Below are 12520 nucleotides of genomic sequence, written 5' to 3' on the forward strand. Positions count from 1 at the left end.
CGCGCGGGTCGCCGCCCTTCGCTCGGTTCGCACGCCCACCCGTCACCTGTTCTCTTCTGAACACAATGCGAGAAACACCCATGCCAGACCACGTCGATCCCGTCGCCTCCTCTCAGGAGGCCACTGACAACACCATTTCACCTCCTGCCGACACCCCGTTCGCAGTCATGGAGAAGACCCTGGGACCGCAGAGCGGTGATGACGGAAAGGGGCATCGCGCTCGGCGTATACCCGTGACCGTGCTGTGGGTGATGGCGGTCGTCATCGTCGTCGTCGACCAGATCAGCAAGCAGTGGGCGCTCTCGGCCCTGTCAGACGGACGGCACACGGCCCTGATCGGACGGGCGTTGGGACTCGTCCTAGTGCGAAACCCCGGTGCCGCTTTCTCCTTCGCCACCGGACAGACCTGGATCTTCGCGATCATCGCCCTGTTCGTGGTGCTGATCATCATCCGCGTCTCCCGGAATCTGGCATCGCGATCATGGGCGGTGGCCCTTGGCCTGGTGCTCGGCGGCGCCGTTGGCAACCTGATCGACCGCCTCCTTCGAGAGCCCGGGTTCCTGCGCGGCCACGTCATCGACTTCATCGACTACGGCGGCTACTTCGTGGGTAACGTCGCAGACATCGCGATCGTGCTCGCCGCCGTGGGCATCATCGTCCTGTCCCTGGGAGGCTGGGAGATCGACGGAACGCGCGCCGGATCCCAAGATGCCTCGCAGTCCGAGAAGACCAAGGGGACGACATCCTCGTCCGATCGGGACCCGGGCTCTGAGGAGCGTCGAGGCAACGACGACGCCACGTCCTCACAGTCCGCAGAGGCTCCAGGGTCCTCTGCGCCGGCCGGGCCTGCGGAGCCGGAATGAGCCTGCGTCTGCTGCCCGTCCCCGACGGATTCGACGGCGAGCGCGTCGATGCCGCCCTGGCTCGCATGACGGGCCTGTCCCGCAGCCGGATCGGTGACCTGTGCGAGAGCGGCGATGTGCGCAGGAACGGTGAGGGGCTCCCCAAGTCCGCTCGCGTTCAGGCCGGTGATCTTCTTGAGGTCGATTTGCCCGATCCGCGTCCCATCGAGCCCGTTCCTACCCCCGTTGAGGGGATGGAGCTGCTCTATGAGGACGAGGACATCGTCGTCGTCGACAAGCCGGCGGGTGTGGCTGCCCATCCCTCCATGGGCTGGGACGGCCCCGATGTGCTGGGCGCCCTCAAGGCGATGCACGTTCGGGTGGCCACCTCCGGGGCGGCCGAGCGTCAAGGTATCGTCTCGCGCCTGGACGTGGGCACCTCCGGCGTCATGATCGTGGCCAAGGGGGAGCGGGCCTACTCCGTGCTCAAACGCGCCTTCCGTGAGCACACGGTGAACAAGGTCTACCACGCCCTGGTCCAGGGGCACCTTGATCCGTCCAGCGGCACGATCGACGCCCCCATCGGCCGTCATCCCAGCCGGGAGTGGAAGATGGCCATCATCGAGGGCGGGCGGGAGTCCATCACCCATTACGACGTCATCGAAGTGATGCCAGGGGCCTGCCTGGCCGAGATCCACCTGGAGACCGGACGCACCCACCAGATCCGCGTCCACATGGCCGCTGTCGGCCACCCCTGCGTTGGAGACGCCACCTACGGCGCCGACCCGGCCATGACTGCGCGCACCGGGCTCATTCGCCAGTGGCTTCACGCCCGCGAGCTCGGTATCGCCCACCCCATCACCGGGGAGCACTTGGTCTTCACCTCCGACTACCCCGACGACCTCGTCCACGCCCTCGACGCCCTGCGCCTGCCGTGAACAGGATGCCGTGGAGGTGAACGAGCACAGTGACTGATCACCTGCATCAACCGACCATGGACCCGACGGCGAGGCCGAGCGGGGACGAGGCGGTCCCGGGAGCCCCCGTCCTCGAGATCCGTCCCGCCACGTCGGTCCAGGAGCCCCTCAGCTTTACCACCGCACGCGGCGACCAGAGCGGGGCCGAGGCCGAGCGGTTACGCAAGGCCGTGGCCGATGTTCGCCTCGAGGTCTTCGTGGGGGAGCAGTCGGTCCCCTTCATCCAGGAGATGGATGCCCGCGACGACGAGTCCACCACGATCCACCTGCTGGCCAGCGGAGCCGATGGCACACCCCTGGGTGCCGGGCGGATTCTGCTGGAGCCCGAGAACCCCGCTCGGGTCCACCTCGGCCGTCTGGCCGTCCGCAGCATTGCTCGCGGGAGGGGGCTCGGGGCCCGTGTGGTCGCGGCCCTTGAGCAGACCGCGCTGAGCCACTCCGGTCGCTCCAGCGTGCAGGTGGTTCTCTCCGCCCAGGAGCGGGCTATGAGATTCTACGAGCGCTGCGGATACCGGGTCCTAGGCGGGCGCCGCTATCTCGACGCCGGCATCTGGCACCAGGACATGGCACGAACCGTCAGCACCGTCAACTCCACGGCCAGTGCCAGCAGCGCCACCTGAGGCAGGCATCTGCTACCCGCGCCAGGCGCGGGCAGGCAGACGAACGGGGAGAAGCAGAACCGAGAGGAGACAGGCATGCGGATCGTCGTCATCGGCGCCGGAGGCATCGGCGGCTGGCTCGGTGCCCGGCTGGCCTCGACCGGCCAGCAGGTCGGGTTCCTCGTTCACGGAGGCACCCTGGAGGCACTGCGCTCGGAAGGACTGACGCTGCTCGACGGCTCCGGCGGCGAGCCCGGTACTGTGACCGCCCGCATCGATGAGCCGCTGGTGAGCCAGGATCCGGGTACCCTTGTCGACGCCCTGGGTGGGCACCCGGACCTGGTGTTCGTGACCACGAAGGTCGATGCGCTGCCCGGGCTGGCCCCTGCGCTCAGACGCCTGATCGGCCCCGGTACCGGCGTCGTCTCCACTCAGAACGGGATCAGCGCACCCGGAATGCTCGCCGGCGCCGTCGGGACGGAGCACGTCCTGCCCGGTGTGGCCCGGGTCTACTCGGCCGTCGTCTCGCCCGGAAACGTCTGCACCATCGGCAGCGCCGGCTCCCTGGCCCTGGGGGAGTGGGACGGTGCGGCCTCCGCCCTGACCGCCGGCGCCGTCGGGGTCCTGGAGGCGGCCGGCATCCGCGCCTGGGTTCCCGACTCGATCTGGGCCGAGCTGTGGCGCAAGGTCTCCTTCGTCGCCGTCCAGGGGGCACTCGGTGCCGCCGCGAACGCGCCCATCGGCGTCCTGCGCAGCGAGTTGCGCGACGTCTTCACCGCTGCCGTGGGCGAGGTGGTCGAGGTTGCGGCCGCGCTGGGGCACGACCTGGCCACCGACGACGTCTCCGATCCGGTCACCGCCGTCCTGGCCCTTGCTGACGCCCAGCCCGCCGGCGCCACCACCTCGATGCAACGCGACATCGCCGCCGGGCTGCCCAGCGAGCTCGACGCCCAGGTCGGTTCCGTGTGCCGTGCCGGAGACGACACAGGGGTGGCAACCCCTGTTCTCGACCTCGCCCACGCCGTCCTGGCCCCGAGAGAGGCCCGCGCCCGGGGCCGACAGTGATCCCGCACCGGACAGGCATACCGACGGGCTCGGTGGCGACGTCCACTCGGAGCGGATTTCTCACATGAACCTGCCGACCGAAAGCGGGACTGCCCAGTCATTGCAACGCTCTCGCGGCGACATCGCCGCGAGCGGCCTCCCGGAGGCGGGGCGCCCCGCGGGCCTAGGATGGTCCCATGGCGCAGACGACCGGTCAGGAAGAGGCATCCCCCAAGGACGACTTCGTCCACCTTCACGTCCACACCGACTACTCCATGCTGGACGGTGCCGGAAAGATCAAGGACTACGTGGCCGAGGCCAAGCGCCTGGGTCAGCCCGCCCTGGCGATCACCGACCACGGCTACATGTTCGGCGTCTACGAGTTCTACGCGGCCGCCAAGGCGGCCGGCATCAAGCCGATCATCGGGGTGGAGGCCTACATGACGCCGGGCACCTCGCGCTTCGACAAGACCCGTGTCTTCTGGGGCGATGAGTCTCAGAGAAGCGACGACGTCTCCGCCCGCGGCGCCTACACGCACATGACGCTGCTCTCACGCAACAACGAGGGCCTGCACAACCTCATGCGCATGGACTCCTTCGCCTCCCTGGAGGGCCAGTGGGGCAAGGCGCCGCGCATCGACCGAGAGCTGCTCTCCCGCTACGGGGCCGGCCTCATCGGTTCCACCGGCTGCCCATCGTCGGAGGTCCAGACCCGCCTGCGTCTGGGCCAGTGGGACGAGGCCCTGCGCACCGCCGGGGAGCTGCAGGACATCTTCGGCAAGGAGTTCTTCTACGTCGAGCTCATGGACCACGGCCTGGAGATCGAGCAGCGCGTCACCAAGGACCTGCTGCGTCTGGCCCAGAAGCTCGACGCCCCGCTGCTGGCCACCAACGACTCCCACTACGTGCGTCCCGAGGACCGCACCATCCAGGACGCGATGCTGTGCATCAACTCCGGCTCAGTGCTTTCCGATCCCGACCGTTTCAAGTTCGACGGCGACACCTACTACCTGCGCCCCGGCTCCGAGATGCGCCGCCTCTTCTCCGAGATGCCCCAGGCCTGCGACAACACCCTGCTCGTGGCCGAGCAGTGCGACGTGCACTTCCGCACCGTGGACGAGGGCGCCTCCTTCATGCCGGCCTTCCCCGTCCCCGAGGGCGAGACGGATGAGTCCTGGTTCATCAAGGAGTGCTGGCGCGGCATGGACCGCCGGTTCAACGGTGACATCCCCGAGGACTGCCGCAAGCAGGCCGAGTACGAGATCAGCGTCATCACCCAGATGGGATTCCCCGGCTACTTCCTCGTCGTGGCCGACTACATCAACTGGGCCAAGTCCCATGGCATCCGGGTGGGACCGGGGCGAGGCTCGGGCGCCGGATCCATGGTGGCCTACGCCATGGGCATCACCGAGCTCAACCCGCTGCGCCACGGACTCATCTTCGAGCGCTTCCTCAACCCCGAGCGCATCTCCATGCCCGATATCGACGTCGACTTCGACGAGCGCCGGCGCGACGAGGTCATCGAGTACGTGCGCGAGAAGTATGGCGCCGACCGTATCAGTCAGGTCGTCACCTACGGCGTCATCAAGGCCAAGCAGTCCCTGAAGGACTCCAGCCGAGTCATGGGCTACCCCTACGCTGTCGGTGACCGGCTCACCAAGGCCATGCCCCCCTCGGTTCAGGGCAAGGACATCTCCATCAAGGGCATCTTCAACCCCGACGACGAGCGCTATGGGGAGGCCGAGGAGTTCCGCAGGCTGCACGCCGAGGACCCCGATGCCCAGAAGATCGTGGAGCTGGCCAAGGGCCTGGAGGGGATGACCCGTCAGTGGGGCGTTCACGCCTGCGCGGTCATCATGTCCTCGGCAACGCTGACCGACATCATCCCCATGATGCAGCGCCTTCAGGACGGCGCAGTCATCACCCAGTTCGACTACCCCACCTGTGAGCACCTGGGCCTGCTCAAGATGGACTTCCTGGGACTGCGCAACCTCACGGTCATCTCCGACGCCCTGGACAACATCGTCGCCAACGGAAAGCCCGCCCTGGACATCGACCACGTCGAGCTCGATGACCGCGGCACCTACGAGCTGCTCTCACGCGGCGAGACCCTGGGCGTCTTCCAGCTTGACGGCGGTGGGATGCGCACGCTGCTGCGCCTGATGAAGCCCGACAACTTCGAGGACATCTCCGCCGTCGGCGCCCTCTACCGGCCCGGCCCCATGGGGGCGGAGTCTCACACCAACTACGCGCTGCGCAAGAACGGCTTGCAGGAGGTCGTTCCGATCCACCCCGAGCTCAAGGATGCCCTTGAGCCGATCCTGGGAACCACGCACGGCCTCATCGTGTACCAGGAGCAGGTCATGAAGATCGCCACGGACCTGGCGGGCTTCTCGATGGGTAAGGCCGACGCGCTGCGCAAGGCCATGGGTAAGAAGAAGATGGACATCCTGGCCAAGATGTTCGTCGAGTTCGAGGCCGGCATGGTCCAGGCGGGGTTCTCCAAGGAGAGCGTCAAGACCCTGTGGGACGTCGTGGTGCCCTTCGCCAAGTACGCCTTCAACAAGGCCCACTCGGCGGCCTACGGGGTCGTGTCCTACTGGACGGCCTACCTCAAGGCGCACTACCCCACCGAGTACATGGCGGCCCTGCTCACCAGCCAGAAGGACAACAAGGACAAGCTGGCCGTCTACCTGGGGGAGTGCCGTCACATGGGCATCACCGTCCTGCCCCCGGACGTCAACGCCTCGCGGGCCCAGTTCTCCGCTGTCGACGAGGACGTGCGATTCGGTCTGTCCGCGGTGCGCAACGTCGGCATCAACGTCGTTGACGCGATTGTGGCCGCCAGGGAGGAGAAGGGCGAGTTCACGTCCTTCGAGGACTTCCTCGACAAGGTTCCTGCTGTCGTGTGCAACAAGCGCACCATCGACTCCCTCATCAAGGCCGGGGCCTTCGACTCACTGGGCCACACCCGGCGCTCCTTGCAGGCCTGCCACGAGGACTTCGTCGACGAGGTCATCGGCGTCAAGCGCAACGAGGCCGCCGGTCAGTTCGACCTCTTCGCCTCCCTCATGGGTGGTGGCGACGACGCCGAGGGCTCGCCCTTCGGCAACGGCCCCGTCTTCTCCTCCGACGTTCCCAACCTGCCGGAGTGGGACAAGAAGGACAAGCTCGCTTACGAGCGCGACATGCTGGGACTCTACGTCTCCGATCATCCCCTCATGGGCCTGGAGGGACTGCTCGGCAAGCTTGCGGACAAGGAGATCTCCGAGCTCCACGAGAACGATGAGCTGCCCGACGGCGCCATGGTCACCATCGCTGGCCTCATCACCTCACTGACACGCAAGACCACCAAGCAGGGCAACCTGTGGGCCATCGCCCAGATCGAGGACCTGGCCGGAAGCATCGAGGTGCTCTTCTTCCCCCAGACCTATCAGACCGTCTCCACCATGCTCGCCCCGGACACGGTGGTCACGGTGCGTGGCCGTCTCAACCGACGTGACGGCCAGGTCGCCCTGTACGCCCAGGAGATGACGATTCCTGACATCTCCAGCGCCGCCCACGAGGCGGTTCTCATCACTCTGCCCACCAACCGGTGCACCGGGCCACTGGTGGAGCAGTTCAAGGACGTGCTCACCAAGCACCCCGGTGGATCGACGGTGCGTCTGACGCTCACCAGCCCAGGGCGTGAGGTGCGCACCCAGCTGGACGCCTCGCTGCGGGTGGAGGCCTCGCCGGCCTTCTACTCCGACATCAAGGCCCTGCTCGGGCCGGGTTGCCTGCGCCACTAGCTACGCGTCCTGCGCGTCGGTTTGCGCGGCCGCCTGGCACTACGTGCCTGCAGGCGGCTGCATCGCTCTGATGCAGCCGAACTCACACCGGTCGGCCGGCGTCCTCTTCCGACAGGTCGGTCGTAACTCGCCGTATCCTCGTCAGTGCTTGACAAGCAGCAGGTCAGAAGCGGTCCCAGCTGATTACCAGGAGGGTCGGGGCGGGCTTTGGCGCTGCATTCTGGGGTGCCTCGAAACCTGTATCAGCCTGCTCTCAGGTCGCGGTCCGTTAACGTCTTGATACTCTCGTAATGTCCTAAAGCAGTCAGTGACTGTATTGTCTACGAGGTAATTTAATGAGTGACGCGGATCTGAATCCTCCAACGTTGACGCAGGAGCAGGGGCAGGAAGGCTCCCCGTCGGACGGAGCATCGTCCCCGGAGCCGACCACCACGCCGGCCTTCCAGACGTCGCCGGCAACGGTGAAACGGAGGCAGCGTCATCTGCTCGAGCGCCTGAGAAGATCGGTCTCCCGCCAGCCTCATGACATCGGTGAGGGAATGGACAAGGTGGTCTTCGGCGTCGCCGCGACCGCAACCATTGCGTTTGTGGTGTGGGGCTTCGTCGATCCGCACGGGCTGGGGCGAGTCTCCAAGTGGGCCCTGGGTGGAACGATTAGCAACTTCGGCTGGCTATTCGTCCTGTCATCAACCCTGTTCGTCGTGTTCATCGTCTTCGTCGCAGCCTCCCGGTTCGGCAAGATCCCACTGGGCGGGGACGCCGAGGAGCCCGAGTACTCCACCGGCTCCTGGGTCTCCATGATGTTTGCCACTGGAATGGGGATCGGCCTGATTTTTTATGGAGTCGGTGAGCCGCTCTACTTCTACATGTCGCCCCCGCCGGACACCGTCGATCCTCAGACGGCCAAGGCCGCCAGCACGGCGATGGGCACCGCGCTGTTCCACTGGACCATCTACCCGTGGGCGATGTACGCCTTGGTAGGGCTCGGAATGGCCTACGGAACCTACCGCCTGGGACGCTCTCAGCTCTTCTCCGCGATGTTCACCTCCCTGTTCGGGCGGCAGGCCATTGATGGGGTCGGTGGGCGCATCATCAATATTCTGGCGATCGTCGCCACCCTGTTCGGTTCCGCCTGCTCCCTGGGGCTGGGGGCCCTGCAGATCGGGGGAGGCATGATGTCGACCAATCTCGTCGACAAGGTGAGCTCGGGGATGCTCGTCGCCATTATCGCGGTCCTGACCGCCTGCTTCGTCGCCTCGGCCATCTCCGGTATCGAGAAGGGCATCCAGTGGCTGTCGAACATCAACATGGTGCTGGCGGTGCTTCTGGCAATCATCGTCTTCGTCGGAGGGCCCACCCTGTTCATCCTCAACATCATCCCCTCGGCAATCGGTGACTTCATCGATGAGCTGCCTGCCATGGCCTCACGCACCGCGGCAGTCGGGAACAAGGACATGTCCGAGTGGCTGTCCTCCTGGACGATCTTCTACTGGGCCTGGTGGATCTCCTGGACGCCCTTCGTGGGCATGTTCATCGCCCGCATCTCGCGCGGCCGCACCATCCGGCAATTCGTTACCGGGGTCATGTTCGTCCCCTCGGTCGTCTCCCTCATCTGGTTCGCCATCTTCGGCGGCGGTGCCATCGGCCTCCAGGAGCGGGCCGAGCGGGCCGGGAGGACGGCAGACGCCCTTGTTCATCTCAAGGCTGACGGCACACCTGACGTGAACTTCGATACCGTCCTGTTCGACCTGCTCAACGCCATGCCGGTGCACAGGGCGGTCCTCATCGTGCTCATGGTCCTAGCAGTCGTCCTAGTGGCGATCTTCTTCGTCACCGGTGCGGACTCGGCCTCCATTGTCATGGGAGGGCTCTCGGAGAAGGGTGCGATTGAGCCGAGCCGTTTCACGGTTGTCTTCTGGGGCGTGGCCACCGGTGGTGTGGCCTCCGCCATGTTGCTCGCCGGAGGAGACGATCCTGCAGAGGTGCTCACTGGTTTGCGGGACATCACGATCGTCTCGGCTCTGCCCTTCGTCTTCGTCATGCTGCTGCTATGCGTCTCGCTCTACAAGGACCTCAACAATGACCCCATGCTGCTGCGGCACTCGCTGGCCAACCAGGTCCTGGTCGACTCGGTGACCACTGCGGTCACGGCTGCCGACGAGCCTCATGAGGTCGAGGCCATCGAGCTGCACACCACCTTGTCCTCCACCTCTGCCAGTGAGGACAAGCAGGGCGGTTGTGGCGACGTCGGGCGGGAACCGGTTCCCGACGTCGACGGCAGCGCTGATGGTGGTGCTGCCGACTCCGACGGGGAGCAGAGCAGGTAGTCGTCGCCATAGATAGGGTCCGGGGTCAGTCCTCGGGCCCCGTCTGTTCGACAACGGCGCCGACCTGGCCGGCGGGGTGATCGACGACGACCACATCGCCGCCGGAAAGATGGTGCCCACGACGCATCTCTGTGGCGCCATTGACCGTGACGTCCCCGGACTGGATGGCGATGCGTGCCTCGGCGCCGTCCTCCACCAGGCCGGCCAGCTTGAGGAACTGGCCGAGCTTGATGCTTCCAGACACTGAGACATTCGGATACCGCGATGTGTTCGGGGATGTTGCGTGCGTCATAGGTTGATCCTTCCAGAAAGGGGGTGTGGAGCGCACGTCGGGCCAGGTAGCACCTGAGACAGGCCTGTGACTGTGATGTCGGTGAGAGAAGCCTCTCTCGGAAGTAAGCGGATATAACGGATGCTAAACAAAATTTATCACGGTAGGGTAACGGCGTTCTGATAACACTACGGAGACGGAGACACCATGAAGCGTCGAATCGTCGCCCAGATGGCGATACTCGCTCTATCGCTGTCGGCGCCTGTTCTGGCCGTCACGCACGCGCCAGAAGCCGCTGCTGCGGACGGCAGCACCATCCATGTCTCAGCCGAAGGAGGCTCGGACGCGGGAGACGGATCCGCTGCGAAGCCCTTCCAGACCATCAAGGCGGCCCTCAAGAAGGTCGGCAACGGTGACACCATCGAGCTGGCCAACGGCACCTACCGTGAGGGTGAGCTCGCCGTGGACAAGGGCGTGACCATCAAGGCGGCCGAGGGGGCCAAGCCGGTCCTCACCGGTGCCGAGGTTCCCACCAACTGGAGTGCGGGGGGTGACGGAAAGTGGTCCACGGGTAAGGACATGGTCCGTTTCTGCACGGTCTGCACCATCAACGCCGACCCCGCCAAGGAGGGCGTTGCCGCTCACCCCGAGCAGGTGTTCGTCGACGGCAAGCCCCTGACCCAGGTGCTCAGCCGTGATGAGGTCACCGCGTCCACCTTCTACGTTGACGATCCTGATCCGGTCACCCTGAAGAACCCGAACAACAACCAGGCCGGCTACAACGCCAAGCCCCACCGGGGCACCTCCTACGTCATCGGCGTCGACCCCAGCCAGCACCAGGTCGAGGTGGTTCAGCACTCTCGGGCCCTGTCCTTCAACACCGACAACATCACGCTGTCCGGGCTGACGGTGGAGAAGTACTCCGCAGTCCAGCGCTGGGACTACCCGGACCCTGAGATCGGCACCATCTCCGGTGGTGGAATGATCGTGGCCGCTCACGGTGCTCCGCGCATTGAGAACTCCACCTTCCGCTACTCCTCGACCGCCGGTGCGCTGCAGGTCATCGACTCGACCAACGCCGTCGTGTCCAACAACCTGTTCGAGAGTAATGGCTCCAACGCCTTCGGTATCAACGACTCCAGCGGAGCCAAGGTCGAGAACAACCTGTGGAGGAACAACAACACCTCCGGTTTCATCACCAAGGACTGCGGTGCCTACTGCACCTTGGCGGACACCAAGATCACCCACTCCAAGAACATTCGCTTCGCCAACAACACCGTGGACTACTCGGCCACTGGCGTGGACATCTCAGATCCCAACGCCTATGACCAGAACCGCGGCGCGGGCATCTGGTTCGACGAGGGCGTGATGGACTCCGAGATCGTTGGCAACTACTTCGTCAACGTCCCGGTGGCGATCTTCAACGAGGTCTCCGCCAACAACCTCATCGCCTCCAACATCGTGGCCGGGGCCGGTATTGGCATCCACGTCTCCGGCTCCAACGACACCCGGGTGTGGAACAACACCGTCTCCCACGCGCTCACCAGCCTGTGGATCCAGGAGGACACCCGGTCCGACGGCTGCAACGCCCGTAACGCCCAGGGTGCGTGCACCCAGGTGCAGAAGTGGAGCGCCGAGCACGGACTGAGCTGGGACACCACCAACACGACGGTGATGAACAACATCTTCTCCTCCGAGCAGACCACCCCCAAGCCCGGCGACGAGTGGCGCTACTCGGCCATGGTCCAGGTTCTCGGCGGGGCCAACGATGACGGCTCCGGTGCGGTCTACGCCAATGAGATGGTCTCCACCATCGACTACGACGTCTACTACCGCCACGAGAACCCCCAGACCCTGTCCACCACGGTCCTGTGGAACTACGGCGCCGACCGCAAGACTCAGTCGGTCAATGCCGAGAAGCTCTCTGACTTCACGGCCAACTCGAACGTGAAGGCCGCCGGTAAGGAGTCCAACGGCCTGGACCTGCACGGATCCCCAGAGAACAACCCGTTCTTCGTCAAGGAGTCCGCCAACCCGATGGATAAGACCTCTGACTTCCACCTCAAGGAGGGCAGCCCCGCCTCCGGCTCCGGCCACGCCCTGCCTGAGGATGTCGCCAAGTCTCTCGGTGTCAACGCCAACGTCGCCGTGGACCGCGGTGCGCTGGTCAATGTTGCCTGGGGTGGGGGAGCCGTCCCAGGAGCTGGTGACAACGCCGGTAACAACAACGCTGGTGGTGCCAACAACAACGCTGGCAACAACAATGCTGGTGGTGCCAACAACAATGCCGGTAACAACAACGGCGGTGGTGCCAACAACAACGCCGGCAACCAGCCCTCCACCGCGGCTCCCCAGGACGGCAGCGGCTCCACCACTGGTGAGACCGCTAGCGGCACTGCCGGCCAGAGTGCCCAGAGCGCCAGCCCCTCAAACTCCAAGGCGGGTGCTGGACAGAAGAACTCCCACGTCGCCAAGCCCGGCGCCAACGCCGCGGCCGGACAAGGGCAGGACGCTGCTGCCGCAGCGGCTGCCGGTGGTGGCCGGCTGCCGCTGACCGGAGCCAGCATGGCCGCCATGGTGCTGGCGGTGGCCGCCATCGCCATGGGGGGCGGATTCATCCTGGTACGTCGTCGTATGTCCAGCTGACCAGTGCCGGCCTCGGGGCGAGG

8 protein-coding genes are annotated in these 12520 nt (G+C 65.6%); 7 read left to right on the forward strand and 1 reads right to left on the reverse strand.

The window, feature by feature from the left end; all coding sequences use genetic code 11:
• Positions 1–80: 80 nt before the first annotated feature.
• The 6 genes from lspA (at position 81) to BKH33_RS00630 (ending at position 9580) form a co-directional block, all read left to right on the forward strand.
• Positions 81–863 carry a signal peptidase II gene (lspA, locus tag BKH33_RS00605; protein ID WP_003779876.1) on the forward strand — a complete coding sequence of 261 codons (783 nt, stop codon included), beginning with the start codon at positions 81–83 and terminating at the stop codon, positions 861–863.
• Positions 860–1780, forward strand: coding sequence for an RluA family pseudouridine synthase (locus BKH33_RS00610; protein ID WP_003779841.1), 921 nt, complete (start codon positions 860–862; stop codon positions 1778–1780). The genes lspA and BKH33_RS00610 overlap by 4 nt, the downstream gene beginning before the upstream one ends.
• A gap of 56 nt (positions 1781–1836) precedes the next feature.
• Positions 1837–2439 (forward strand): GNAT family N-acetyltransferase, encoded by a 603-nt coding sequence (locus tag BKH33_RS00615; protein WP_043538545.1) that lies wholly within the window; start codon positions 1837–1839, stop codon positions 2437–2439.
• Positions 2440–2514: 75 nt separating this feature from the next.
• Positions 2515–3483 carry a ketopantoate reductase family protein gene (locus tag BKH33_RS00620; RefSeq protein ID WP_003779855.1) on the forward strand — a complete coding sequence of 323 codons (969 nt, stop codon included), beginning with the start codon at positions 2515–2517 and terminating at the stop codon, positions 3481–3483.
• Positions 3484–3659: 176 nt separating this feature from the next.
• A complete protein-coding gene (dnaE, locus tag BKH33_RS00625) occupies positions 3660–7253 on the forward strand; it encodes a DNA polymerase III subunit alpha (RefSeq protein WP_076139163.1) in 3594 nt (1197 codons plus the stop codon).
• Positions 7254–7588: 335 nt separating this feature from the next.
• Positions 7589–9580 (forward strand): BCCT family transporter, encoded by a 1992-nt coding sequence (locus tag BKH33_RS00630; RefSeq protein ID WP_076142436.1) that lies wholly within the window; start codon positions 7589–7591, stop codon positions 9578–9580.
• A gap of 25 nt (positions 9581–9605) precedes the next feature.
• Here BKH33_RS00630 and BKH33_RS00635 read toward each other — a convergent pair whose 3' ends face one another.
• The gene (locus tag BKH33_RS00635; RefSeq protein WP_043539157.1) at positions 9606–9872 is read right to left on the reverse strand and encodes an RNA-binding S4 domain-containing protein; all 267 of its coding nucleotides are present in this window, start codon (positions 9870–9872) and stop codon (positions 9606–9608) included.
• 186 nt (positions 9873–10058) lie between these two features.
• Between BKH33_RS00635 and BKH33_RS00640 the strand changes: the two genes are divergently transcribed.
• A complete protein-coding gene (locus BKH33_RS00640) occupies positions 10059–12497 on the forward strand; it encodes a right-handed parallel beta-helix repeat-containing protein (protein ID WP_003782312.1) in 2439 nt (812 codons plus the stop codon).
• Positions 12498–12520 lie beyond the last annotated feature (23 nt).

The sequence above is a fragment of the Actinomyces naeslundii genome (assembly GCF_001956585.1).
In the GTDB taxonomy this organism is placed as follows: Bacteria; Actinomycetota; Actinomycetes; order Actinomycetales; family Actinomycetaceae; genus Actinomyces; species Actinomyces naeslundii.

Coding starts and splice junctions, on each gene's coding strand:
- lspA (WP_003779876.1), top strand. CDS start 81: ATGCCAGACCACGTCGATCCCGTCGCCTCCTCTCAGGAGGCCACTGAC.
- BKH33_RS00610 (WP_003779841.1), top strand. CDS start 860: ATGAGCCTGCGTCTGCTGCCCGTCCCCGACGGATTCGACGGCGAGCGC.
- BKH33_RS00615 (WP_043538545.1), top strand. CDS start 1,837: ATGGACCCGACGGCGAGGCCGAGCGGGGACGAGGCGGTCCCGGGAGCC.
- BKH33_RS00620 (WP_003779855.1), top strand. CDS start 2,515: ATGCGGATCGTCGTCATCGGCGCCGGAGGCATCGGCGGCTGGCTCGGT.
- dnaE (WP_076139163.1), top strand. CDS start 3,660: ATGGCGCAGACGACCGGTCAGGAAGAGGCATCCCCCAAGGACGACTTC.
- BKH33_RS00630 (WP_076142436.1), top strand. CDS start 7,589: ATGAGTGACGCGGATCTGAATCCTCCAACGTTGACGCAGGAGCAGGGG.
- BKH33_RS00635 (WP_043539157.1), bottom strand. CDS start 9,872: ATGACGCACGCAACATCCCCGAACACATCGCGGTATCCGAATGTCTCA.
- BKH33_RS00640 (WP_003782312.1), top strand. CDS start 10,059: ATGAAGCGTCGAATCGTCGCCCAGATGGCGATACTCGCTCTATCGCTG.